The following is a 23,100-nucleotide window of genomic DNA, read 5'->3' on the forward strand; positions in this document are numbered from 1 at the left end:
CCGCCAGGCAAGCCAAAGGACCCGGTCATGGACCTGAGCGTCGTCGAGCTGTCACGGCTGCAGTTCGCCCTGACGGCGATGTACCACTTCCTGTTCGTGCCGCTCACGCTCGGACTGTCCTTCCTCCTGGTCATCATGGAGAGCATCTACGTGATGACGAACCGCCCGATCTGGCGGACCATCACGCGCTTCTGGGCGACGATCTTCGGGATCAACTTCGTCCTCGGCGTCGCCACCGGCCTTACCATGGAGTTCGAGTTCGGGACCAACTGGTCCTACTACTCGCACTACGTGGGCGACATCTTCGGCGCGCCGCTGGCCATCGAGGGCCTGATGGCCTTCTTCCTGGAGGCGACGTTCGTCGGCCTGATGTTCTTCGGCTGGGAACGCCTGTCGAAGGTGGGCCACCTGTTCGTCACCTTCATGGTGGCGCTGGGCTCGAACCTCTCGGCGCTGTGGATCCTGGTGGCCAACGGCTGGATGCAGAACCCGGTCGGCGCCGTCTTCAACCCCGACACCATGCGCATGGAGGTGACGAGCTTCCGCGAGGTGCTGTTCAACCCCGTCGCCCAGGCCAAGTTCGTGCACACCGTGAGCGCCGGCTACGTGACGGCGGCGGTGTTCGTGCTGGGCGTCTCGGCGATCATGCTGCTCAGGGGCAAGTGGCCGGGCGTGGCCAAGCGGTCGTTCGCGGTGGCCGCCTCGTTCGGCCTGGCCTCGGCGCTGTCGGTGGTGGTGCTGGGCGACGAGAGCGGCTATGCGCTCACCGACAACCAGAAGATGAAGCTGGCCGCCCTGGAGGCCATGTGGGAGACCGAGCCCGCCCCGGCCGGCCTGACCGCCATCGGCTTCCCGAGCCTGGCGGACCGCAAGACCCACGGCGAGATCAAGATCCCCTATGTCCTGGGCCTGATCGCCACCCGCAGCATCGACAAGCCCGTCAGCGGCATCTTCGAGCTGGTGGCCGTGGCCGAGACCCGCATCGAGAACGGGGTGAAGGCCTACGACGCCCTGGAGCGGCTGAAGGTCCAGCCGGCCGACGCGGCCGCCCGCGCCGACTTCGAGCTCGCCAAGCGCGACCTGGGCTACGGCCTGCTGCTCAAGAAGTACGTGGACGACCCGCGCACGGCGGACGCGGCCACCATCCAGAAGGCGGCCTGGGACACGGTGCCCAACGTGCCGGTGATGTTCTGGATCTTCCGCATCATGGCCGGCATCGGCTTCCTGCAGGTCGCGGTCTTCGCCGTGGCCTTCGTGATGGCCTCCCTGCGCCGCTGCGACGCCAAGTGGCTCCTGTGGACGGCGGTGGCGATCATGCCGCTGCCCTGGATCGCGGCGGAATCGGGCTGGGTGCTGGCCGAGATCGGCCGCCAGCCCTGGGCCGTGGAGGGCGTGCTGCCCACCTTCCTGGGCGTGTCGAGCCTGACGGTCGCGCAGCTTTGGACCACCATCGTGGGCTTCACCCTGCTCTACGGGACGCTCGCGGTGATCGAGGTCGGCCTGATCGTGCGCACCATCCGGCGCGGGCCCTACGCCCGCCACGAGGGCCCCGCCCACACCCCTGAAGACGTTGTCGCCATCCCGGCGGAATAGGACCCGAGCGTCATGGACCTTCCTCTCGACTACCCGACCCTCCGGGTCATCTGGTGGGGGCTGATGGGCGTGCTGCTGATCGGCTTCGCCATCACCGACGGTTTCGACCTGGGCGTGGCCTCGCTGCTGCCGTTCGTGGCCCGCGGCGACGGCGAGCGGCGGATGGTGATCAACACCATCGCGCCCACCTGGGAAGGGAACCAGGTGTGGTTCATCCTGGGCGGCGGGGCGATCTTCGCGGCCTGGCCGTTCGTCTACGCGGTGAGCTTCTCGGGCTTCTACCTCGCCATGTTCGCCGTGCTCGCCGCCCTGATCCTGCGGCCCGTGGGGTTCAAGTACCGCTCGAAGCGGCCCTCGCGCGCCTGGCGTTCGGGCTGGGACTGGGCCCTGTTCGTGGGCGGCTTCGCCCCGGCCCTGGTGTTCGGCGTGGCGGTCGGCAACGTGCTGCAGGGCGTCCCATTCCGGCTCGATGCCGACATGCGGGCGGTCTACGAAGGGACCTTCCTGGGCCTCTTCACCCCCTTCAGCCTGCTGTGCGGCCTGCTGTCGGCGGCCATGCTGGTCACCCACGGCGCGGCTTGGCTCACCATGAAGGCCGAGATCGGACCGGTGCGCGACCGCGCCCGGGCGATCGGGCAGGTCGCGGCGCTGGCGGCGATCGTCCTGTTCGCCGGCGGCTACGCCTTCGCCGCGTTCGGGGGCCTGGGCTTCCGCGTCGAGGGCGCGGTCGACATGGCCGGGCCGTCGAACCCGCTCAGGGCCGGCGCCGTGGCCGCGCCCGGCGCCTGGATGGACAACTTCGCCGCCCATCCCTGGATGTGGACCGCCCCGGCGCTCGGCTTCCTGGGCGCCCTGGCCGCGTTCCTGGGCATCCGCGCCGGTCGCGAGGCCCCCGCCTTCCTGGGCTCGTCGGTTTCGACCCTGGGCATCATCTCGACGGTGGGGCTCGCCATGTTCCCCTTCATCCTGCCCAGCAACATCGACCCGAAGTCCAGCCTGACCGTGTGGAACTCCTCGTCCAGCCACATGACCCTGTTCATCATGCTGGTGGTGACGGTGGTCTTCCTGCCGATCGTGCTGGCCTACACGGCCTGGGCCTTCAAGGTGATGTGGGGCCGCGCCAGCGTGGGCGAGCTCACCGTCAACCCCGACCTCTACTGATCAGGAGCCGCGAGCATGTGGTACTTCGCCTGGATCCTCGGCCTGGGGCTGGCGGTCGCCTTCGCGATCCTCAACGGCCTCTGGCACGAATTCCACCTGATGGACGCCGGGGACGACGGCCGCGACGAAGCCTAGCTCAGTCGAGGTAGGCGGCCCTCAACCTCGCGACCTCGGCCAGGCGCACCGAGTTGGACGAGTTGGCGCTGCCCAGCACCAGCAGCACGTCGGCCCGCCGCGCCGCGCTGTCCCGGCGACTGGAAGGCCTCATGACGGCGCTCTTCGCCTGAACATTCAACCTTGAAGCTTCAGCATTGAAGCACATATAGCTTGGTCATCCGCCTGCGGAGGATTCGAGCCATGGCTGCGACGGTCGAGGAACACCCGGAGGTCCAGGTGTTCGACGAGATCGGCATGATCGAGCACGGGATGCGCATGGTGATCGGCGGCTGCCTGCCGGTGGGCCTGAGCTATCCCCAGTTCGAGGTGCTGAACCTGATCGCCCGGCGCGGCGAGGAGCTGACGCCCGCGCGCATCGCCACGGCGGTCCAGATGACCGCCGGGGCGATCACCAACACCCTGCAGCGCCTGGAGGCCATGGGGCTGGTGGCCATCGAGCCGTGCGAGGCCGACCGGCGCAAGAAGCGGGTGCGGATGACGGCGGCCGGCCGGGAGGCCTACGGCCGCTCGATGGCGGCGATCCGGCCCAAGATGGAGAAGCTGCGGGAGGCCTTCACCCAGAAGGAGTTCCGCGAGGCCCTGCCGTTCCTGCGCGCGCTGCGGACCTGGATGATCGAACAGGCCTGAGGGCCGGGCGTGAGCCCCGGCGGTTGATGTCCGCAGGGGAAGGCGGCGAGACTGGGCCCGAGCAGGGGAGTAGCTGGCGTGCGCGACGGGATCGAGGACAAGACGGCTGAGACGGCCAGGCCTAAGCTGACCTACCCTTTCGAGCACGCGCCGCAGACCGGCGAGGCCGTGGATGTGGCGCCCGGCGTGAAGTGGCTGCGCATGCCGCTGGGCGGGCCGCTGGGATCGATCAACGTCTGGGCGATCCGCGAAGGGGACGGGTGGGCCATCGTCGACACCGGCCTCAGCGGCGTCGAGACCCGCGACGGCTGGCGGGCGGCGTTCGCCGGGCCCCTTGAGGGCAAGCCGGTGACCCGGGTGTTCGTCACCCACATGCACCCCGACCACATCGGCATGGCCGGCTGGCTGACGCGCAAGTTCGATTGCCAGCTCTGGATCACCCGGCTCGAGTTCGTGACCTGCCGGTCGCTCGCGCTGGACACCGGCCGCGAGGCGCCGGCGGTGGCCATCCGCTTCTACAAGGCGGCGGGCTGGGACGAGGACGCGCTGGACCAGTACAAGGCCAAGTTCGGCGGCTTCGGGCGCGGCATCCACGTGCTGCCCGACAGCTTCCACCGGCTGAACGACGGCGACCGCATCCGCATCGGCGACCACGAGTGGGAGGTCGTCGTGGGATCGGGCCACAGCCCCGAGCACGCCTCGCTCTATTGCCGGGACCTGAAGCTGATGATCTCGGGCGACCAGGTGCTGCCGAAGATCTCGTCGAACGTCTCGCTGTTCCCGACGGAGCCCGAGGCCGACCCCCTGACCGACTGGCTGACGTCGCTCGCCCACATCAAGGACCGGGTCCCGGACGACGTGCTGGTGCTGCCCGCCCACAACGAGCCCTTCCGCGGCCTGCACGCGCGCCTGGACCACCTGATCGGCGGCCACGAGCGGGGGCTTTCGCGCCTGGCCGAGGCGCTGGCCGAGCCCAAGCGGGTGACGGACGTGTTCAGCGTGCTGTTCCGCCGGCGGATCGACGAAAACCTGCTGGGCCTGGCCACCGGCGAGAGCCTGGCGCACCTGAACTGCCTGCGCGGCCGGGGACTGGCGACGCGCGAGCGGGACGCCCAGGGCGTCGACTGGTACCGGGCCACGGCCTAAGCTCGCCGCGACGGGAGCTTTGAACGAATGACGCAGACGCTGAAGGGCAAGACCCTGTTCATCACCGGCGCGAGCCGGGGCATCGGCCTGGCCATCGCGCTCCGCGCGGCGAGGGACGGGGCGAACGTGGCCGTGGCGGCCAAGACCGCCGAGCCGCACAAGCACCTGCCGGGCACCATCTATTCGGCGGCCGAGGAGATCGAGAAGGCCGGCGGCCAGGCCCTGCCGCTGATCGTCGACGTGCGCGACGAGGACAACGTCGCCGACGCCGTCGAGCAGACGGTCCAGCGCTTCGGCGGCCTCGACATCTGCGTCAACAACGCCTCGGCCATCCAGCTCACCGGCACGCTGGGCACCGACATGAAGCGCTACGACCTGATGCACCAGATCAACACGCGCGGCACGTTCGTGACCTCCAGGGCCTGCATCCCGCACCTGAAGCGCAGCGCCAACCCGCACGTGCTGATGCTGTCGCCGCCGCTGGACATGAGCCCCCGATGGTTCGGCCCGCACGTGGCCTACACCATGGCCAAGTTCGGCATGAGCATGTGCGTGCTGGGCATGGCCGAGGAGTTCCGGGCCGACGGGATCGCCTTCAACGCGCTCTGGCCCCGCACCGGCATCGCCACCGCGGCCATCCGCTTCGCGCTCGCCGGCGACGAGGGGATGCGGGCCTGCCGCACGCCGGAGATCATGGCCGACGCGGCGCATGCCATATTCACGAAGCCGGCGCGGGACTTCACCGGCAACTTCCTGATCGACGACACCTTCCTCCACGGAGAGGGCGTGCGCGACTTCGAGAAGTACCGGGTCGACCCCAGCGTCCCCCTGATGCCGGACTTCTTCGTGCCCGACGACATCCCGCCGCCGCCGGGGGTGGTGATCGGCGCCGGGAGCCTGGCGCCGCGATGAGCCAGGTGACCATCCGCGTCGCCACGGTCGGCGACGCCCCCCTGATCCTGTCGTTCATCAAGGAGCTGGCCGAGTACGAGCGCCTGCTGCACGAGGTGGAGGCGACCGAGGCCGACATCCGGCGCGACCTGTTCGGCGAGAACCCGCGCTGCTTCTGCGAGATCGCCGAGGCCGACGGCGTGGCGGTGGGCTTCGCGCTGTGGTTCTACAACTACTCGACGTTCCGGGGCCGGGCGGGAATCTACCTGGAGGACCTGTTCGTGCGCCCCGAGGCGCGCGGCCTGGGGGCCGGCAAGGCGCTGCTCCGCAGGCTCGCCCAGCGGTGCGTGGACGCGGACCTGGGACGCCTGGAGTGGGCGGTGCTGAACTGGAACGCGCCCTCGATCGCCTTCTACGACAGCCTGGGGGCCGGCGCGATGACCGACTGGACGGTGCGGCGCCTGGACGGCGAGGCGCTGACGCGGCTGGCGGCCTCGTGAGCGCCCCGCCCAAGACCGTCCTCCACGCCTCGGAGGCGGAGGCCGCGGCGATCCGCGAGGCGGTGCGCACGGCGGACGTGACCGAGCTGGGACCGGGGCGGGCGCGGGCGGAACTGAAGCACGTTCCCGGGCTCGTGCGGTTGCTGGCCGACCCGGCGGTGTCGGACCCGATCTACGACCTGCCCCGCCCGATCACGGAGGACAGCGTCACCCGCTGGGTGGCCGAGGCCCAGGCCCAGGCCCTGGCCGGCGAGGGCCTGCTGATCGTCACCCTGGACGAGGCCGGCGAGGTCGCGGGCTATTCGAAGATCACCGTCTGGCCCGAGCGGTCGTCGGCCGAGCTCGCGGGCGCCATGCGGGCCAGCCAGCAGGGCAAGGGTCAGGGCGGGAGCGGCGCGGCCCACACCTTCGGCTGGATCTTCGCGGCGCTGGGCGTGCGGCTGATGTGCCTGACGGCGGCGCTGGACAACGTGCGCTCGGCCAAGCTGATCGAGGCGGCCGGCTTCCGGCCCATGGGCGAGCGCGAGGCGGTGCGGCCGGACGGGTCCACGCGGGCGTCGCTCTACTGGGAGATGACCGCCGACGAATGGCGGACGCGACACAGGCTGTAGCGCTACTCCAGCCGGTCGGCGCGGCGCAGGTCGGGGAAGAGGCGGGCCCAGAGGCCGGTGACGACCATGGCGCCCACGCCGCCGAAGATCGCCGCGCCCACGGGACCCAACAGGCGGGCCACCACGCCGCTCTCGAACTCGCCGAGTTCGTTGGAGGCCCCGATGAACACCGAGGAGACGGCGGCCACGCGACCGCGCATGGCGTCGGGCGTGACGAGCTGGACGAGGGTCTGGCGGACGTAGACGCTGAGCATGTCGGCGCCGCCGAGAACCGCGAGCGCGCCCACCGACAGCCACATGGACTGCGACAGGCCGAAGACGATGGTGGCCGCGCCGAAGGTCGCCACGCCGCCGAACATGAACAGCCCGGCCCGGCCGTGGAGGGGCTTGGCGGCGAGCCACAGGCCCACGAGCGTCGCGCCGACCGCCGGAGCCGCGCGCAGGACGCCGAAGCCCTGCGAGCCCACGTGCAGGACGTCGCGGGCGAAGACGGGGAGGAGGGCGGTGGCCCCGCCCAGGAGCACGGCGAAGAGGTCGAGGGAGATGGCGCCGAAGACGATCTTCTGGCGCCAGACGTAGGCCAGACCCTCCTTCATGAGCTGCCAGCGCGAGCCCGGGTTCACGTCGGGCGTGGCGTCCTTGCGGATGGAGGCCACGAAGAACACCGCCAGGCCGTAGAGGGCGAAGACGGCGAAATAGGCGGTCTGGGGCGAGGCGGCGATCAGGAGGCCGCCCGCCGCCGGGCCGGCGATGGCCGCGCTCTGCCAGGCCAGCGAATTCCAGGCGATCGAGCGCGGCAGGAGGCGGCGCGGCACCAGCATGGGGCCCAGCGCCGTGTTGGCCGGGGCGAAGAACGCCCGGCTGGCCCCGAAGAAGGCGGCCACCACGAGGAGCAGGGCCGGGGAGGCCCAGCCGTTCATGCTGGCGACGGCCAGGATCAGCACGCTGACGATCTCGCCCGTCAGGCACATGAGCAGGATCTTGCGCCGGTCGTAGCGGTCGGCGGCCTCGCCGGCCGGCAGGGTCAGCAGGAAGACGGGCAGGAAGGCGGCCAGGCCGATCATGCCCACCAGGAAGGCGCTTTCCTCCACCGAGCGGGTCTGGCGGGCCAGGACGTACATGTGCCAGCCCATGGCCACGCTCTGGATCTGGCTGGCGAAGCTGCCGGTCCAGCGCGACCCCCAGAAGAACAGGTAGTCCCGCTGCCTCAGGAGCTCGCGGGCGGAGGGCGGAGGTTCGGGCGGTGTGTCGGCCATGGCGTGGCGGGACGGTGCCTTGCGTCGCACCGCGCCGCAACGGCGTTGACGCGCGGGGGCGGCGGCCCTATGTGCGCGGCTCCTGTCCACGGCCCGGAGGGCCCTCGAGATGCGACGACGTCCGCGCGCCTGAGCCAGCGCCTGAACCTTCCGGCGGCCCGGCATCGAAGCCGCCCGCCGCTCCGTCGTCCAAGCCCGCATCCCGAGATCCCTCCACGAATGTCCGTACAGCCCTGCGCGCCGGCCCCGGCGCTCGACCTCGCCCCCGAGGCCCCCGCCGACGCCCCGCTGATCGAAGCCCTGCTGGACCGCGCCTTCGGGCCCGGCCGCCTGGCCAAGTCGTCCGAGCGGGTGCGCGAATTCGCGGAGTCCGCTCCCGAGCTGTCGTTCTGCGCCTGGGACGCCGGGCGGCTGGCCGGCGTGGTGCGGCTGTGGCGCGTGGCCGTGGGCGGCCGCCCCGTGCTGTTCCTGGGCCCGCTGGCCGTCGACCCCGACCTGCAGAGCGGCGGCGTGGGCCGCCAACTGGTCGAACGCGCCTGCGAGGCGGCGAAGGCCTCGGGCGAGGCCGGCGTCCTGCTGGTGGGCGACCATCCCTACTTCAGCCAGTTCGGCTTCGACGTCGCGCCGGGCGTGGTCATGCCGGGGCCCACAGACCCGCGCCGGGTGCTCTACCGCGCCTTCGCGGGCGAGGCGCCGCAAGGGCCGGTCGCGCCGCGCCACGCGGCTTGAGGCGGCGCAGCGGGAAGCCTACCTTCCGGGCATGGCGGAGACGGTTCAGAAGCCCGGCCTGGCGGGCGTGATCGCCGCCGCGACAGCGGCCGCGGGGGACGCGCCCCGCAAGCGGGGCCTGCCGCCCGTCCACCTCTGGAACCCGGCTCACAGCGGCGAGATCGACATCGTCATCCGCAAGGACGGCGCCTGGGTCCACGAGGGCGCGGTCATCGGCCGCGAGGCGCTGGTGCGCCTGTTCTCCACCATCCTGCGGCGCGACCCGGACGGCTTCTGGCTGGTCACGCCGGTCGAGAAGCTGAGGATCACGGTCGAGGACGCGCCCTTCACGGCGGTCCGCGTGGACCGGGCGGGCGAGGCGCTGCGCTTCGTCACCAACGTCGGCGACGAGGTGGAGGCGGGGCCCGAGCACGCCATCCGCGTCGAGACGGGCGAGGGCGGGGAGCCCCGGCCCTACCTGCACGTCCGCCGGGGGCTGGAGGCGCTGATCACCCGCCCGGTGTTCTACGAGCTGGCCGAGATGGCCAACGCGCGGGAGACACCCCACGGCCCGATGCTGGGGGTCGAGTCCGGCGGCGTCTGGTTCCCGATCGGGTCCGCGGAGGCGCGGCCGTGAACGCCATGACCCGCCCCGGCGAGGACCTGCGCCAGTGGATCGCCGACCACCTGGACCCCATCGACGAGGACTGCGGCGTCGAGGGGCTGACGCCGCGCTCGGACTTCGACCTGTCGCCGGCGGGCTGGAACGCGCCGCTGCCCGACGAGCCGCTGAAGCCCGCCGCCGTGCTGGTGGGCCTGGTGGAGCGGGAGGAGGGCTACACCGTCCTGCTCACCCGCCGCTCGGACACCCTGCGCCGGCACACGGGCCAGGTGGCCTTCCCGGGCGGGCGGCAGGACCCCGGCGAGGCGCCCTGGCAGACGGCGCTGCGCGAGGCGCACGAGGAGATCGGGCTGGAGGCCCGCTACGTCTCGCTGGCCGGGCTCTCGACGCGCTACCGCACCGGCACGGGCTACCTGGTGACCCCGGTGGTGGGCTTCATCCGGCCCGGCTTCACCCTGACGCCCAACCCGGCCGAGGTGGCCGACATCTTCGAGACGCCGTTCGGCTTCTTCATGGACCCCCGGAACTACGAGGAGCAGGAGCGGGTCACGCCGACCGGGGAGACCCGGCGGTTCTACGCCATGACCCACGCCGACCGGTTCATCTGGGGCGCGACGGCGGGGATGCTGCGGGCGCTCTACGACCGGCTCTACGGGGCGGCCGTTGCTTAGGGTGCTGCTCCTTCGGGCGGCGCTCATGGCCCTGCCCTTCGCGCTCTGGTTCCTCTGGCGGGCCTGGGCCCGGCGCAGCGGGCGCGAGCCCGGCGACACGCCGTGGGCCTGGCTGATCGGGGCGGCGGGCCTGCTGCTCGGCCTGTCGCTGATGGCCACGGCGGCGTTCCATAAGGACACCCGCGACATGACCTATGTGCCCGGCGAGGTCGGCCCCGACGGCCGGGTGGGCCAGAGCCGCTACGAGACGAAATGAGCGAGACCATCGGACAAAGGCCATGGATGACCGCGCCCGAGGCGGTGGCGGTGATGGACGCCCTGGAGGCGGCCGGCGGGCCGGACTGCGCCCGCTACGTCGGCGGCTGCGTGCGCAACACCCTGATCGGGGTTCCCGTCGACGATGTGGACATCGCCACCGTGCTCAAGCCCGACCAGGTGACCGAGGCCCTGCGGGCGGCGGGGATCAAGGCCGTGCCCACGGGCATCGACCACGGCACGGTCACGGCGGTGGCCAACCATCGGCCCTACGAGATCACCACCCTGCGGCAGGACGTGACGACGGACGGGCGGCGCGCCACCGTGGCCTTCACCACCGACTGGCGCGAGGACGCCGAGCGGCGGGACTTCACCCTCAATTCGCTCTACGCCCGGCGCGACGGCTCGATCTTCGACCCCACCGGCCACGGCGTGGCCGACGCGAGGGCGGGCCGCATCGTCTTCGTGGGCGAGCCGGAACAGCGGCTGCGCGAGGACTATCTGCGCATCCTGCGGTTCTTCCGCTTCCAGGCCTGGTACGGGAAGGGTGAGCCGGACGCCGCCGCCGTCGCCGCCTGCGCGGCTCTGAAGGACAATATCGAGAGCCTGGCCGCCGAACGGATCTCGAAGGAGCTCCTGAAGCTGCTGGCGGCGGACGACCCGCGAGCGTCCGTGACGCTGATGGCGCGGACCGGCGTGCTGCCCCTTATCCTGGGGACGGCGCCGGACCTGGCGCGGTTCGCGGGCCTGGTGGCCATCGAGAGCGAGCAGCTCTTCGAGACCGACGCGGTGCTGCGTCTGGCGGCCCTGTTGCCCGACGACCAGGTCGCCGCGGCCAAGCTGGCGGAACGGCTGAGGCTGTCCAACGCCGACCGGGCCCGCATCTGCGCGGCGCTGGCGCCCACGCCCGTGCTGAAGAGCTGGATGAGCCCCCGCGAGATCCGCCGGGCGGTCTATCGCGCCGGCCAGGCGGTGGTGCGCGACCGGGCCAAGCTCGCATGGGCCCGCGCGCCGGAAGGCGCCACGGCGGCCCAGTGGCGGGGGCTGATCGCGCTCGCCGAGGGCTGGAGTCCGCCGGCCTTCCCGCTGAGCGGCGACGACGTCATCAAGGCCGGCGCGCCCAAGGGGCCGATGGTCGGCCAGGTGCTGCGCGAGGTGGAGGACTGGTGGATCGACCACGACTTCCTCGACGACAAGCTCAGCGCCATCGAGAAGCTGAAGGCCGTGGTCCAGGGGCTGGCCTATTGAAACTCGGGGTGCTCAAGACCGGCCGGCCGCCGATGCCGGCGATCGAGCGGTTCGGAACCTATCCCGACATGTTCAAGGCGCTGCTGGGCGCCGACGCCTACGACTGGGCCGTCTATGCGGCCGACGAGGGCGAATGGCCCGAGAGCCCCGAGGCGTGCGACGCCTACGTCGTCACCGGCTCGGCCCGCGGGGTCTATGATCCGGAGCCGTGGATCGCCGACCTGATGGCGTTCCTGCGGGCGGCCAGGGGCCGGGCGAAGCTGGTCGGCGTCTGCTTCGGCCACCAGGCCATGGCCCAGGCGTTCGGCGGCCAGGTGGTGAAGTCGGACAAGGGCTGGGGGATCGGCGAGCACGACTACCGGGTGCTGTCCCGCGAGCCGTGGATGGACGGCGCTTCGGCCATCCGCCTGCCGGCCTCGCACCAGGACCAGGTCGTCGCCCTGCCGCCCGGCGCCGAGGTGATCGCGGCCAGCGACTTCACGCCGTTCGGCGCGCTGGCCTACCGGGACCAGCCGGCCATCTCGATCCAGCTCCACCCCGAGTTCGAGCCGGACTACGCCAAGGCGCTGATCGAGGCCCGCCGGGGCAGCCGCTACACCGACGAACAGGCCGACGCGGCGATCGCCACCTATGGCGGGCCGGATGACCGGGCGCGGGTCGGCCGGTGGATCGGGGCGTTCCTGAAGGGGTCTTCCCTCCCTTGATGGGGAGGGAAACGCTCGCCGCGAGGCGAGCGAGGGTGGGGAAGCAACTCATGGGGCGATGAGCCAAAGATGGCCCGCCAGTCCCTGAACGCTGCGCCCGGTCGCGACTTCCCCACCCTGGCCGCTGACGCGGCCTGTCCCTCCCCATCAAGGGAGGGAAGGCGTCACGGCCAGGCGACCAGGGGCGGCATGGAGGACAGGATGGTCTCGACGTTGCCGCCGGCCTTGAGGCCGAACATGGTGCCCCGGTCGTAGAGCAGGTTGAACTCGACGTAGCGGCCGCGGCGGACGAGCTGCTCCGTCCGGTCGGCCTCGGTCCAGGGCTCGTTCATCCGGTGGCGGACGATCTTGGGATAGACGTCCAGGAACGCTTCGCCGACGGCCTGGGTGAAAGCGAAGTCCTTCTCGAAGTCGCCGGTGTTGTGGCGGTCGTAGAAGATGCCGCCGACGCCGCGCGGCTCGCCCCGGTGCGGCAGGAAGAAGTACTCGTCGCACCAGGCCTTGTAGCGGGGATGCCACTCGGGATCGAAGGCGTCGCAGGCGGCCTGCATGGCGGCGTGGAACAGCTTCGCGTCATCGGCGTCCTGGCTGCGCTGCTCGTCCAGCATGGGGGTCAGGTCGGCGCCGCCGCCGAACCAGCTCTCGGCGGTCGAGAGGAAGCGGGTGTTCATGTGCACGGTGGGCACGCGCGGGCTCACCGGATGGACGATCAGGCTGATGCTGGCCGAGACGTAGGACGGGTCCTGGTCGGCGCCGGGCATCTGAGCCGCCATCTCGGGAGAGAAGCGGGCGGTGGCGGCCGAGGTGTGGATGCCCGCCTTCTCGAACAGCCGCCCCTTCAGGTGGCCGCCGATCCCGCCGCCGACGCCGGTCTCCCGCGTCCAGGGGCGCATGTCGAAGCGGCCGGGCGCGTCGGGGTAGAGCTCGGCCGGCGCCTCGTCCTCCAGGCGCTCCAGCTCGGCGCAGATGCGCGTCTGCAGGCTCTCGAACCAGGCCTTTGCGCGGTCGCGGCGGATGAGGATCTCGGGCGGAAGGGTGGATGTCTCGGCCATGACCGGTCTGCTACCCGCTTCCGGGCGGGGTTGGAAAGCCGTTCGTCCGCCGGAGCGCCTCGGTCAGCGCCATGGCGGCGGCGACCACGACGTTCAGCGAGCGGGCGCCTTCCGCAAGGGGAATGTACAGACGGGCGCCTGCGGCGTCGTGGACCTCGTCGGGGACGCCCGCGCTCTCGCGGCCGAACAGCAGCACGTCGTCGGGGCGGAAGGCGAAGTCCAGGAACGGCGCCGCGCCGCGGGTGGTGAAGAGCACGATCCGGCCGCGGTTTTGCGAGAGGAATCCGCCCCATCCGGCGTGCCGGCGCACCTCGGCGCGGGCGGCGTAGTCCATGGCCGCGCGGCGGATCGAGCGGTCGTCCAGGGGGAAGCCGCAGGGCTCGATCACGTCCAGAGGCACGCCCAGGCAGGCTCCCAGGCGGATGGCCGCGCCGAGGTTTTGCGGAATGTCCGGTTGAAAAAGGGCCAAACGCATTCTAAGGCGATCCGCCATCGGGATTGGTCGGGGCGCCAAGACACGAATCACGGACGGACCTTCGCGGCGATCGCAAAGCTCCCCGTGGCGTAGGTCCTGCCCGCGACCTGTTCCGAGACCGGCCCCAAGCCAGGCGTCTGGCCGGGTCCGAAAGCTTCAGGTCCTCCAGCATCCTCGGGGGGCCTCCATGGAAGGGTAGCTTAAAGGTGGCCGACACCGTCGTGGGCGCAAATCCCGATCCGCACGCCTCGGGTGAAGACCCGAACCGTCGCGACTTCATTCACATCGCGGCCGGCGCGGCCGCCGTGGGCGCGGCCGGCGCTCTCGCCTGGCCGCTGATCGACCAGATGAACCCGTCCGGCGACACCCTGGCCCTGGCCTCCATCGAGTTCGACCTGACCAAGGTCGCCGAGGGCCAGCAGGTGGTGCTGAAGTGGCGCGGCAAGCCGCTCTTCGTGCGCAACCGGACGCCGGCCGAGATCGCCGCGGCGATCAAGGACGACAACGCCGCCCTGCGCGACCCGCAGAAGGACGAGGAGCGGCACAAGCCCGGCAAGCCCCAGTGGCTCGTGCTGATCGGCACCTGCACGCACCTGGGCTGCGTGCCCACCTTCGGCGGCGGCGACTACGGCGGCTGGTTCTGCCCCTGCCACGGCTCCCACTACGACACCTCCGGCCGCATCCGTAAGGGTCCCGCGCCGAAGAACCTCGTCGTTCCGGATTGGGCCTTCCTTTCCGACACCAAGGTCAAGATCGGCTGATATCGATGAGCGGACACTCCACTTACGAGCCGAAAACCGGCTTCGAGCGCTGGATGGACATGCGCCTGCCGATCATCCGGCTGGCCTACGACAGCGTGGTCGCCTTCCCGACCCCGAAGAACCTGAACTACTGGTGGACCTTCGGCGGCATCCTGGCGCTGATGCTGGGCATCCAGCTCGTCACCGGCATCGTGCTGGTGATGCACTACGTGCCCCACGTCGACCACGCCTTCGCCTCGGTCGAGCGCATCATGCGCGACGTCAACTACGGTTGGCTGATCCGCTACATGCACGCCAACGGCGCCTCGATGTTCTTCGTGGCCGTCTACATCCACATGCTCCGCAACCTCTACTACGGGTCCTACAAGGCGCCCCGCGAGGTGCTGTGGATCATCGGCTGCCTGATCTACCTCGTCATGATGGCCACGGCCTTCATGGGCTACGTGCTGCCCTGGGGCCAGATGAGCTTCCACGGCGCGGTGGTGATCACCAACCTCCTCGGCGCGCTGCCGGTCGTGGGCGAGAGCATCACCACCTGGCTGTGGGGCGGCTTCGCCGTCGACAACCCGACGCTGAACCGCTTCTTCTCGCTGCACTACCTGCTGCCCTTCGTGATCGCCGGCCTCGTGGGCCTGCACATCTGGGCGCTGCACGTCCCGGGCAACAACAACCCGACCGGCGTCAACGTGAAGTCGGCGGAGGACACCGTTCCCTTCCACCCGTACTACACGGTGAAGGACGGCTTCGCGATCAGCGTCTTCCTGCTGCTGTTCGCCAGCTTCGTGTTCTACAACCCGAACATCCTGGGCCACGCCGACAACTACATCCCGGCCAACCCGCTGGTGACCCCGGCCCACATCGTGCCCGAATGGTACTTCCTGCCGTTCTACGCGATCCTGCGGGCGGTCCCGGACAAGCTGGGCGGCGTGCTGGCCATGTTCGGCGCCATCGGCGTGCTGTTCGTGCTGCCCTGGCTCGACACCTCGAAGGTGCGCTCCATGCGCTACCGTCCGACGGCGCGGCTCTACTTCTTCATCTTCGTGCTGGCCTGCCTGGTGCTGGGCGTCTGCGGCGGCCGGCTCCCCGACGATCCGGTGATCCCGATCGGCTCGACCTTCAAGCTGCTGGACGCGGACCTGAACTCGTTCGTGTGGCTGAGCCGCGTGGCCGCGCTCTACTACTTCGCCTACTTCCTGGTCGTGCTGCCGCTCCTGGGGCTGACCGAGAAGCCGCTTCCGGTGCCGGAATCGATCTCCGCGCCGGTCCTGTCGCACGAGAAGAAGGACTGAGCCTGAAGATGCTGCGCAAAGGTATCTCGCTCGCGGCGCTGGGGCTCGCCTTCATCGCAGGCCCGGCCCTCTCGGCCACTCACCCCAAGGAGCCCAAGGCGATCACCTGGGGTTTCGAGGGGCCGTTCGGCAAGTTCGACCAGGCCCAGCTCCAGCGGGGCTACAAGGTCTACCGGGAGGTCTGCGCGGCCTGCCACTCGATGAACCTCGTGTACCTCCGTACGCTGGGCGAGAAGGGCGGTCCGTTCTACGACCCGAAGTACCCGAACCCGAACGACAACCCGTACGTTAAGGCCCTGGCCGCCGACATCCAGGTGCCGGACATCGATTCCGAGACGGGCGACGCCATCCAGCGTCCGGCCATCCCGGCCGACAAGTTCCCCTCGCCGTTCCCGAACGAGGCGGCGGCCCGGGGCTCGAACGGCGGCGCCCTGCCGCCGGACCTGTCGGTGATCACCAAGGCGCGCGAAGGCGGGCCGCGGTACATCTATTCGCTGCTGACCGGCTACGTGAACCCGCCCGCGGGTCTCACCGTCCCGGCCGGCGCCTACTACAACCCCTATTTCCCGGGCGACCTGACCGCCTACTGGAGCGGGGACCACCACAGCGTGCCGCAGGGCGGCACCCTGGCCATGCCGCCGCCGCTGGCGCCCGACAAGGTGACCTTCGACGACGGCACGAAGTCGACGATCGACCAGCAGGCCAAGGACGTGGTGGCGTTCCTGACGTGGGCTTCCGAGCCCAAGATGATGGAGCGCAAGCAGTTCGGCTTCGGCGCCATGATCTACCTGTTCCTGTTCTCGATCCTGCTGTGGTTCAGCTACCGCCGGATCTGGCGCAACGTGGCCCACTGAGGGCCCGAGGCGACCGCGAAGACCAGGAAAGGCCCCGGAGCGATCCGGGGCCTTTTCGTTTGGTCCGGATGACATCTTGGTCATGACACAGACTTAAGTTGGCCGCCCGGCGTCCCGCGCCTAACCCTCCCGCGCACACGTCCTGGGGGGACACATGCCGACCATCACCGTTCCGCGCGGCCGCACCGCCGCGCTCATCGCCGCCTACGCCGCCTGCTGGGCGGCCGCGACCGCCTATCTCGCGGTCAAGGGCGCCGACTGGAGCTTCCCGCTGATTTCCATGGGGGTGTTCGGCCTGGCCCTGTCGGGCCTCGCCGTGCTGCTGACCCGGCGGGCCAAGCCGCCGCCGGTCCCCGTGCCGCGTCCGGTCCTCGAGTTCTGGGCGGTGCTCGGCTTCCTGGCGGTCTACGCCGTGGGCTTCCTGGGCTATGGCATGGGCTGGGCGCGTCAGGCGCTGCCGGCCGGGCCCGGCCAGGAAAGCCTTGTCCTGGGCCTCAAGCTCGCCGTCCACGTGGGCCTGCCCGTCCTGCTGCTGCTGGCGCTCAGGGCGCCGGTGCGGCCGCTGTTCGCGGCCCACGCCGGCCGGGCGGGCTTCTGGCCGCCGCTCATCGCGCTGGGCGTGATCCTGCTGGGCCTGCTGGCCGTGGTGAGCCCCTCCCTGAAGGAGCTCTCCGCCCTGCATCCGACGGCGGGCCTGCTCGCCTGGGCGGCGCCGGCGGCCTTCGTCTGGCTGGCCCTGGAAGCCGGGCTCTGCGAGGAGTTCCTGTACCGGGCCGTCCTGCAGACGCGGCTCTCGGCCGTGCTGCGCAGCGAGGCGGGCGCGGTGGTGATCGGGGCCCTGATCTTCGCCCTGGCCCACGCGCCGGGCCTGTTCCTGCGCGGCGAGCCGGGGACGGATGGCTATTCCACCGATCCGCTCCAGGTGGCGGCCTTCACCGTGGCCAGCCTGTCGCCCATCGCCCTGCTGTTCGGAACGCTCTGGGCCCGCACGCGCAGCCTGCTCCTGGTCGTGTTGCTGCACGCGACCGTGGACATCCTGCCCAACCTGCCCGAGTTCATCGGGACCTGGGCGCGCTAGCGACGTCGAGGCGCCCGGCAGGGAAGTCGAAGCGCAGGCGGAAGCGCGCCAGCGCCGGGCCGCCGATGACGCCGGCCGCATCGCCCTCGGGCGGCATGAGGCCGGCGCCCAGGCGCCGCTCGGTGCGGCCGGCGAAGCGCAGGCTGCCGAGTTCCGCCAGCCACCGGCCGTTCGGATAGAGCTCGTCCGCACCGGACCCCTGGAGGGGCCGGGGCGTCGGGACCGAGGCCAGGTCGTCGGCCAGGCGCACGGCGACGTTGGCTCCGGTCGCGATCACGAAGGCGCCGCTGAGGGTTCGTTGGCCGTCGGAGACCTTGGCCTGCGCCGTTGGCCGCCCGCCGTCCCAGGCCAGCGGCAGGACGCGGGCGGCGCGGAAGCGGGGCGCTTCCCCCGGCCGCGACAGCCGCACGCGGCAGGGGCGGAAGCCCACGTCCACCACGAAGTCGCGCAGGACATCGGCCCCGATCACCCCCACGACCGCCGTGGGCAGGTTCCAGGTGCGCACGTCCAGGTCGGCGACGCCCAGGGGCCGGCCGGGCAGGGCGAGGCCGGCGAGGCGGACGGCGCCCGAGAGCTCGGCCGCCTCGATCCCCTCGGCCTGGGCCCTGGTCTCGTGCAGCAGGGTGCGGGGCGCGCCGGTGTCCAGGATGAAGTCCCCGGCGATCCCCGCCACCTCGGCCGGGACGACCACCACGCCGCCCTCGAACCAGCAGCGGGCCTCGCCCGCGCGCGCGGGCCCGCTCGCCGTCAGGAAGGCCGCGAGGGCCGCCAGGAAGGTGAGTCTCGTTCGCGCCACGGCCAACCATAGCGCCTTGCGGGTCGGTACGCCCTACGCGCGCCGCGGAAGGCCGCCTAGAGTCCGGCGATGGCTCACACCCCCGCCTGGCGCAACTTCCGGCGCATGCAGGACATGACCGTGGCGGCCGCGCTGCTGATCTACGCGGGCGCGGTGCTGCACGCCTTCGACCGGCTGCCGGGCGGCCGCGAGCTGATCGCCCAGCGGACGCTCGTGTGGCCGGGAATCTTCTTCCTGCTGTCCCTGGGCCTGCCGCTGCTGGCGGGGCCGGTCCGGCGGCCGCTGGCGCGCTATGTCTGGATGAGCTTCAGGGCGGGCTTCGGCCAGACGGCGGGATCGGTGGTCGGGGGCGTGGCCCTGCTGCTGGGCGCGGCGCTCTTCATGTACTGGCAGGTCGCCGGCGCGGCCCACGGGGGCCGCTATCCGGCCGGGGTGTTCTCGGGGTATGCGGCCGGCATCGGCATCCTGGCCGCCCAGGCGGCCCTGGTGCGGGTGCTGGAGCGCCACCCGGAGGTCAGGCGCGAGATCGAGCTGTAGGCTCGATCGCGCCTCCCCCTACCGCAGCTCCGCGGGGGAGGTGGCTCAGACCTCGCCCTTGCCGCCGCCGTTGCGGGCGAAGAGCTGGAGGGTGCGCAGGCGGGCCAGGCGCGCGGAGTCGGCGTGATAGTCGGCCCGGCGGTCCGACACGAAGCCGTGGCCGGCGTCGTAGAGATAGATCGGCAGGTCCGGGTGGGCCTGGCGGATCTCTTCCACCTTCTCCATCGGGATCGAGGCGTCGGTCTTGCCGAAGTGCAGGATGATGGGACAGCGCGGCGTCTCGTCCACCAGCTCGCTGATCCGTCGGCCGTAGAAGGCCGACGCGGCGGCCACGCCTTCGCAGCGGCAGGCCACGAGCCAGGTCGCCGCCCCGCCCCAGCAGTAGCCGGCGACGAAGCGCGGGCCTTCCAGGGCGTCCAGGGCCGCCTGGGCGTCGCCGGCCACCTGGTCCCAGGGTGTCGCCTGCGAGTACCGCACGCCCTTCTGGATGGCCTCCTGGCTGTAGTCGGCCTGGAAGCCCGGCTCGAGCCGGTCGTAGAAGCTGGGCGCGATCACCTCGTAGCCGTCGGCGGCGAAGCCGTCACAGAGCTCGCGGATGTGCTCGGTGACCCCGAAGATCTCCTGGATCAGCAGGAGGCCGCCGCGCCGGGCGTCGTCCGGCGTCGCGCGGTAGGCGGAGAGCTCGAAGCCGTCGAAGCGGCTCTTCAGGGTGATCGTCCCGCCCATGCCCAGGCGCTCCCTCAGACCCGGTCGAAGAGTTCCAGCGTGCGGTGGCGGGCGAGGTCGGCGGCCTCGGCGTTGTAGCGCTCGGGGCTCTCATTGTTGAAGCCGTGGCCGGCGCCTTCGTAGATGTGGACGGGGACGTCCGGGTGGTGGGCGCGGACGGCGGCCTCGACCTCGTCGGCGGGGATGCCGGGGTCGGTGCGGCCCAGGTGGACGATGGTCGGGCACTTCAGCGGCTCGGCGGCGAACTGCTTCACCAGGCTGCCGTAGTAGCTGGAGGCGGCCGAGAGGCCGTCGAGGCGGGCGGCGGCCAGCCAGGCCAGCGAGCCGCCGTAGCAGTAGCCCACCACGCAGACCTTCTCGCCATGCTGCTTCAGGAAGTCCCGGGCCGCGGCGATGTCGGCCAGGGCCTGGGGGAGCGGCGTGGCGCGGGCCTTCTCCAGCCCCGCCTGGATGCCCGCCTCGTCGTGCTCGGCGTGGAAGTCGCGCTGCAGCCGGTCGAAGAGGGCGGGCGCGATCGCCTCGTAGCCCATCTTGGCCCAGCGCTCGACGTCGGCCCGGACGTGCCGGTCGATGCCGAAAATCTCCTGCAGGACGATGACCCCGCCCTTGCGGGGGGTGAAGGCCGGCTCGTGGTAGGCGGTGAACGCGAACCCGTCGGCGCCCGTAAGCGTGATCGTCTCGGCCATCTTCGCCTCTTTCCCTATTTGGCTAGCCCGTCGAGCGGCGAAACCGTTCGCACTTTCGCCTACGGGCTCGCTAGACGTTGAACCGGAAGTTCATCACGTCGCCGTCCCTGACGACATAATCCTTGCCTTCCGAGCGTAGCTTGCCGGCGTCGCGCGCGCCGGCCTCGCCGCCCAGACGGATGTAGTCTTCATAGGCGATGGTCTCGGCCCGGATGAAGCCCTTCTCGAAGTCGGTGTGGATGACGCCGGCGGCTTGCGGGGCGGTGTCGCCCTTGTGGATCGTCCAGGCGCGGGCCTCCTTCGGCCCCACGGTGAAGTAGGTCTGCAGGCCCAGCAGATGGTAGGCCTCGCGGATCAGTTTGTTGAGGCCGGGCTCGGCCAGGCCCAGGGTCTCCAGGAACTCGGCTCGCTCCTCGGGCTCCAGCAGCGCGATCTCGCTCTCGATCTTGGCCGAGATGACCACGCTGTCGGCGCCGTCGCGGGCGGCGCGCGCCTTCACCTGCTCGGAGAGTTCGTTGCCGGTGGCGGCCGAGCCCTCGTCGACGTTGGCCACGTAGAGGGCGGGCTTGGAGGTCAGGAGCTGGAGCATCCGCCAGGCCTTGTCGTCCTCGGCCGTGATCTTGGCCACGCGGGCGGGGCGGCCCTCGTTCAGCTCGGCCAGGGCCAGCTTGACCAGGCGAAGGGTCTGGGTCGCTTCCTTGTCGCCGACCTTGGCGCGCTTCTCGAGGTTCGCCACCCGCTTCTCGAGGCTTTCCATGTCGGCCAGCATCAGCTCGGTCTCGATGGTGTCGAGGTCGGCCATCGGGTCGACGCGGCCCTCCACGTGGGTGATGTCGTCGTCGATGAAGCAGCGGGCCACGAAGGCGATGGCGTCGCAGTCGCGGATGTTGGCCAGGAACTGGTTGCCGAGGCCCTCGCCCTTGGAGGCGCCCCGCACCAGGCCGGCCACGTCCACGAAGTTGATGCGGGCGGGGATGATCTCCTTCGAGGGGATGACCTTGGCCAGGGCCTCCAGGCGCGGCTCGGGCACCGCCACGTCGCCGATGTTGGGCTCGATGGTGCAGAACGGATAGTTCGCGGCCTGGGCCGCGGCGGTCTGGGTGAGCGCGTTGAACAGGGTCGACTTGCCCACGTTCGGCAGGCCGACGATGGCGACTTTCAGGGCCATGAGACTTTCGCAGTTCCTAGTGAGGCGGCGGACCTAGCACGCGGACGCCCTTATCGTCATCCCGGGCGCATGCTTCTCCCCCGGTTCGCGGGGGAGGAGCGCGGGGCCTATTCCCCCCGCGCCAGCTTGCGGGGGTCGCGCTTCTCGGCGGGCGCCAGGCGCATGACCTCGGCCTGGTACTTCTCGTCCTCGCCGACGGCGAGCAGGGGGAGGGCCTCGGCGCAGGCCTGGAGCAGGGGCTCCAGCCACTTCAGCTCGGCCTTGTGGAAGTCGGAGAGCACGTGGCCGTGCACCAGCTCCTTCTGGCCCGGATGGCCGGTGCCGATGCGGGCGCGGCGGAAGTCGGGGCCGATCTGGGAGGTCACCGAGCGGATGCCGTTGTTGCCGGCCGCGCCGCCGCCGGTCTTCATCCGGAAGCGGCCTGGGGCCATGTCGATCTCGTCGTAGAAGACCACGACATCGGAGGGCTTGAGCTTGAAGAACTTCATGGCCTCGCCCACGGCGCGGCCGCTTTCGTTGTAGTAGGTCTGGGGCTTGAGGATCAGCGCGCGGACCGGACCCTCGGGCGTGTCGATGGTCCCCTCGGCTGCCTGGCTCTGGAAACGCGAACGCGCCGCGGAGAAGCCCCAGCGGCGCGCGATCTCGTCCACGGCCATGAAGCCGACGTTGTGGCGGTTCTTCGCGTAGGTCGGACCAGGGTTGCCGAGCCCGGCGATGAGCAGCATGTCGCCCCGCTGGATGAGCGGAGGCGAGGATTACTCCTCGCCGCCCTCCGCAGCCGTTTCGCCCTCGGCGCCCTCGGCGGCTTCCTCGACCTCGGCCTTGGCGCCCGAAATGCTGGCCACCACGGTCTCGGCGTCGAGCGCGGAGGTCGCGTTGGCGGGCAGCGTCAGGTCGGCGACGCGGATGGTGGTGCCGATCTCGAGGCCGGTCAGGTCGAACACGATCTCTTCCGGGATCTGGTCGGCCGGGCAGGAGACGGTGAGCGTGTGCAGGGCCACCGTCAGGGCGCCGCCGCGCTTCAGGCCCGGCGAATCGTCCTGGTTGGTGAAGTGCACCGGCACTTCGATCTTGATCTGCTGGTGCTCGTCGACCCGGTACAGGTCGAAGTGCAACGGCTCGTCGGTGACCGGATGCATGTCCACCGCCTTGGCGATGACCGGCTGGGTCTCCTTGCCGTACTTCAGCGTCACCAGGTGGCCCAGCAGCTTGCCCGTGTAGAGCGCCTTGCGGAACTCGTTGGCCTTCACGGCGATGGCGACGGGGTCCTTGTCGCCGCCGTACAGGACGCCGGGAACCAGGCCCGCGCGGCGGGTGGCGCGCGCGCCACCGGTGCCGGTACGCTCACGCACTTCAACGTTCAAAACGATCTCGGCCATGGCCTTGCCTCAAAACGAAGGCGCCGCGCTGCTGGAAGCGCGGCGACGGAATTCCGCAGACCCTGTCGGGTCGAAAGGTGCGCGTAGATACACAAAAGCCCCGCCCTACGCAACGGGCGGGGCTGCGAT

The 23,100-nt window shown here is 70.9% G+C and carries 29 protein-coding genes; 19 read left to right on the forward strand and 10 right to left on the reverse strand.

Going from position 1 to position 23,100, the window contains the following annotated elements; translation table 11 throughout:
• The first annotated feature begins 27 nt into the window (after window positions 1-27).
• From ACK4TT_RS09300 to cydX, 3 genes are read left to right on the forward strand one after another with little or no spacing between them, the layout of a single operon-like run.
• Window positions 28-1,593 carry a cytochrome ubiquinol oxidase subunit I gene (locus ACK4TT_RS09300; protein WP_410212881.1) on the forward strand — a complete coding sequence of 522 codons (1,566 nt, stop codon included), beginning with the start codon at window positions 28-30 and terminating at the stop codon, window positions 1,591-1,593.
• Between the two features lie 12 nt (window positions 1,594-1,605).
• A complete protein-coding gene (gene cydB, locus ACK4TT_RS09305; RefSeq protein WP_409635537.1) occupies window positions 1,606-2,754 on the forward strand; it encodes a cytochrome d ubiquinol oxidase subunit II in 1,149 nt (382 codons plus the stop codon).
• A 15-nt stretch (window positions 2,755-2,769) separates the two neighbouring features.
• Window positions 2,770-2,889, forward strand: coding sequence for a cytochrome bd-I oxidase subunit CydX (cydX, locus tag ACK4TT_RS09310; RefSeq protein WP_409635534.1), 120 nt, complete (start codon window positions 2,770-2,772; stop codon window positions 2,887-2,889).
• A gap of 1 nt (window position 2,890) precedes the next feature.
• On the opposite strand, the gene ACK4TT_RS09315 is transcribed toward cydX, so the two are convergent.
• Complete coding sequence (locus tag ACK4TT_RS09315) at window positions 2,891-3,022, reverse strand: hypothetical protein (protein ID WP_410212882.1); 132 nt, start codon at window positions 3,020-3,022, stop codon at window positions 2,891-2,893.
• 89 nt (window positions 3,023-3,111) lie between these two features.
• Here ACK4TT_RS09315 and ACK4TT_RS09320 point away from each other — a divergent pair, with 89 nt between their 5' ends.
• The 5 genes from ACK4TT_RS09320 (at window position 3,112) to ACK4TT_RS09340 (ending at window position 6,706) form a co-directional block, all read left to right on the forward strand.
• The gene (locus tag ACK4TT_RS09320) at window positions 3,112-3,558 is read left to right on the forward strand and encodes a MarR family winged helix-turn-helix transcriptional regulator (RefSeq protein WP_409635531.1); all 447 of its coding nucleotides are present in this window, start codon (window positions 3,112-3,114) and stop codon (window positions 3,556-3,558) included.
• Window positions 3,559-3,636: 78 nt separating this feature from the next.
• Window positions 3,637-4,704 carry an MBL fold metallo-hydrolase gene (locus ACK4TT_RS09325; protein ID WP_410212883.1) on the forward strand — a complete coding sequence of 356 codons (1,068 nt, stop codon included), beginning with the start codon at window positions 3,637-3,639 and terminating at the stop codon, window positions 4,702-4,704.
• 27 nt (window positions 4,705-4,731) lie between these two features.
• Window positions 4,732-5,616, forward strand: a complete 885-nt coding sequence (locus ACK4TT_RS09330; protein ID WP_409635525.1) for an SDR family oxidoreductase — start codon at window positions 4,732-4,734, stop codon at window positions 5,614-5,616.
• A complete protein-coding gene (locus tag ACK4TT_RS09335; RefSeq protein ID WP_409635522.1) occupies window positions 5,613-6,095 on the forward strand; it encodes an N-acetyltransferase family protein in 483 nt (160 codons plus the stop codon). The genes ACK4TT_RS09330 and ACK4TT_RS09335 overlap by 4 nt, the downstream gene beginning before the upstream one ends.
• The gene (locus ACK4TT_RS09340; RefSeq protein ID WP_409635519.1) at window positions 6,092-6,706 is read left to right on the forward strand and encodes a GNAT family N-acetyltransferase; all 615 of its coding nucleotides are present in this window, start codon (window positions 6,092-6,094) and stop codon (window positions 6,704-6,706) included. The genes ACK4TT_RS09335 and ACK4TT_RS09340 overlap by 4 nt, the downstream gene beginning before the upstream one ends.
• Before the next feature lie 2 nt (window positions 6,707-6,708).
• Here the strand turns inward: ACK4TT_RS09340 and ACK4TT_RS09345 are convergent, their stop codons facing one another.
• Window positions 6,709-7,962 (reverse strand): MFS transporter, encoded by a 1,254-nt coding sequence (locus ACK4TT_RS09345; protein ID WP_410212884.1) that lies wholly within the window; start codon window positions 7,960-7,962, stop codon window positions 6,709-6,711.
• Between the two features lie 219 nt (window positions 7,963-8,181).
• Here ACK4TT_RS09345 and ACK4TT_RS09350 point away from each other — a divergent pair, with 219 nt between their 5' ends.
• The 6 genes from ACK4TT_RS09350 to ACK4TT_RS09375 are packed head-to-tail and all read left to right on the forward strand — an operon-like array spanning window position 8,182 to window position 12,170.
• Window positions 8,182-8,691 carry a GNAT family N-acetyltransferase gene (locus ACK4TT_RS09350; protein WP_409635513.1) on the forward strand — a complete coding sequence of 170 codons (510 nt, stop codon included), beginning with the start codon at window positions 8,182-8,184 and terminating at the stop codon, window positions 8,689-8,691.
• Window positions 8,692-8,722: 31 nt separating this feature from the next.
• Window positions 8,723-9,307: a DUF1285 domain-containing protein gene (locus ACK4TT_RS09355; protein ID WP_409635510.1), complete on the forward strand. Its 585-nt coding sequence runs from the start codon at window positions 8,723-8,725 to the stop codon at window positions 9,305-9,307.
• A 5-nt stretch (window positions 9,308-9,312) separates the two neighbouring features.
• Entirely contained in the window at window positions 9,313-9,963 is a 651-nt protein-coding gene (locus ACK4TT_RS09360) for a CoA pyrophosphatase (protein ID WP_409635555.1), read from the forward strand.
• A 25-nt stretch (window positions 9,964-9,988) separates the two neighbouring features.
• Complete coding sequence (locus ACK4TT_RS09365) at window positions 9,989-10,219, forward strand: hypothetical protein (protein ID WP_409635507.1); 231 nt, start codon at window positions 9,989-9,991, stop codon at window positions 10,217-10,219.
• Entirely contained in the window at window positions 10,216-11,466 is a 1,251-nt protein-coding gene (locus ACK4TT_RS09370) for a CCA tRNA nucleotidyltransferase (RefSeq protein WP_410212885.1), read from the forward strand. Before ACK4TT_RS09365 ends, ACK4TT_RS09370 begins: the two co-directional genes overlap by 4 nt.
• The gene (locus ACK4TT_RS09375) at window positions 11,463-12,170 is read left to right on the forward strand and encodes a glutamine amidotransferase-related protein (RefSeq protein WP_410212886.1); all 708 of its coding nucleotides are present in this window, start codon (window positions 11,463-11,465) and stop codon (window positions 12,168-12,170) included. The genes ACK4TT_RS09370 and ACK4TT_RS09375 overlap by 4 nt, the downstream gene beginning before the upstream one ends.
• Before the next feature lie 164 nt (window positions 12,171-12,334).
• On the opposite strand, the gene hemF is transcribed toward ACK4TT_RS09375, so the two are convergent.
• Together hemF and ACK4TT_RS09385 are read right to left on the reverse strand one after the other, a co-directional pair.
• Entirely contained in the window at window positions 12,335-13,222 is an 888-nt protein-coding gene (gene hemF, locus ACK4TT_RS09380) for an oxygen-dependent coproporphyrinogen oxidase (protein WP_409635498.1), read from the reverse strand.
• Window positions 13,223-13,232: 10 nt separating this feature from the next.
• A complete protein-coding gene (locus ACK4TT_RS09385) occupies window positions 13,233-13,697 on the reverse strand; it encodes a tRNA (cytidine(34)-2'-O)-methyltransferase (RefSeq protein WP_409635495.1) in 465 nt (154 codons plus the stop codon).
• Window positions 13,698-13,903: 206 nt separating this feature from the next.
• Between ACK4TT_RS09385 and petA the strand changes: the two genes are divergently transcribed.
• The 4 genes from petA to ACK4TT_RS09405 all read left to right on the forward strand — a co-directional run bounded on the left by petA (window position 13,904) and on the right by ACK4TT_RS09405 (window position 17,679).
• Window positions 13,904-14,458: a ubiquinol-cytochrome c reductase iron-sulfur subunit gene (gene petA, locus ACK4TT_RS09390; protein ID WP_409635492.1), complete on the forward strand. Its 555-nt coding sequence runs from the start codon at window positions 13,904-13,906 to the stop codon at window positions 14,456-14,458.
• Window positions 14,459-14,463: 5 nt separating this feature from the next.
• Window positions 14,464-15,747, forward strand: a complete 1,284-nt coding sequence (locus ACK4TT_RS09395) for a cytochrome b (protein ID WP_409635489.1) — start codon at window positions 14,464-14,466, stop codon at window positions 15,745-15,747.
• Window positions 15,748-15,755: 8 nt separating this feature from the next.
• Window positions 15,756-16,601: a cytochrome c1 gene (locus ACK4TT_RS09400; RefSeq protein WP_410212887.1), complete on the forward strand. Its 846-nt coding sequence runs from the start codon at window positions 15,756-15,758 to the stop codon at window positions 16,599-16,601.
• 154 nt (window positions 16,602-16,755) lie between these two features.
• Entirely contained in the window at window positions 16,756-17,679 is a 924-nt protein-coding gene (locus ACK4TT_RS09405) for a CPBP family intramembrane glutamic endopeptidase (RefSeq protein ID WP_410212888.1), read from the forward strand.
• Here ACK4TT_RS09405 and ACK4TT_RS09410 read toward each other — a convergent pair.
• Complete coding sequence (locus tag ACK4TT_RS09410) at window positions 17,657-18,475, reverse strand: aspartyl protease family protein (protein ID WP_410212899.1); 819 nt, start codon at window positions 18,473-18,475, stop codon at window positions 17,657-17,659. The two genes, ACK4TT_RS09405 and ACK4TT_RS09410, sit on opposite strands and share 23 nt — an antisense overlap.
• A gap of 69 nt (window positions 18,476-18,544) precedes the next feature.
• Between ACK4TT_RS09410 and ACK4TT_RS09415 the strand changes: the two genes are divergently transcribed.
• Complete coding sequence (locus ACK4TT_RS09415; protein WP_409635477.1) at window positions 18,545-19,012, forward strand: hypothetical protein; 468 nt, start codon at window positions 18,545-18,547, stop codon at window positions 19,010-19,012.
• 45 nt (window positions 19,013-19,057) lie between these two features.
• Here ACK4TT_RS09415 and ACK4TT_RS09420 read toward each other — a convergent pair whose 3' ends face one another.
• The 5 genes from ACK4TT_RS09420 to ACK4TT_RS09440 all read right to left on the reverse strand — a co-directional run bounded on the left by ACK4TT_RS09420 (window position 19,058) and on the right by ACK4TT_RS09440 (window position 22,971).
• Window positions 19,058-19,738, reverse strand: a complete 681-nt coding sequence (locus ACK4TT_RS09420; protein WP_409635474.1) for a dienelactone hydrolase family protein — start codon at window positions 19,736-19,738, stop codon at window positions 19,058-19,060.
• 14 nt (window positions 19,739-19,752) lie between these two features.
• Window positions 19,753-20,424 (reverse strand): dienelactone hydrolase family protein, encoded by a 672-nt coding sequence (locus ACK4TT_RS09425; protein ID WP_409635471.1) that lies wholly within the window; start codon window positions 20,422-20,424, stop codon window positions 19,753-19,755.
• A gap of 70 nt (window positions 20,425-20,494) precedes the next feature.
• Complete coding sequence (gene ychF / locus ACK4TT_RS09430) at window positions 20,495-21,592, reverse strand: redox-regulated ATPase YchF (RefSeq protein WP_410212889.1); 1,098 nt, start codon at window positions 21,590-21,592, stop codon at window positions 20,495-20,497.
• 107 nt (window positions 21,593-21,699) lie between these two features.
• Window positions 21,700-22,317, reverse strand: coding sequence for an aminoacyl-tRNA hydrolase (gene pth / locus ACK4TT_RS09435; RefSeq protein ID WP_409635465.1), 618 nt, complete (start codon window positions 22,315-22,317; stop codon window positions 21,700-21,702).
• A gap of 30 nt (window positions 22,318-22,347) precedes the next feature.
• Window positions 22,348-22,971, reverse strand: a complete 624-nt coding sequence (locus ACK4TT_RS09440) for a 50S ribosomal protein L25/general stress protein Ctc (protein ID WP_410212890.1) — start codon at window positions 22,969-22,971, stop codon at window positions 22,348-22,350.
• Window positions 22,972-23,100: the final 129 nt, after the last annotated feature.

This window comes from Phenylobacterium sp. (assembly GCF_046463815.1).
Classification (GTDB): domain Bacteria; phylum Pseudomonadota; class Alphaproteobacteria; order Caulobacterales; family Caulobacteraceae; genus Phenylobacterium.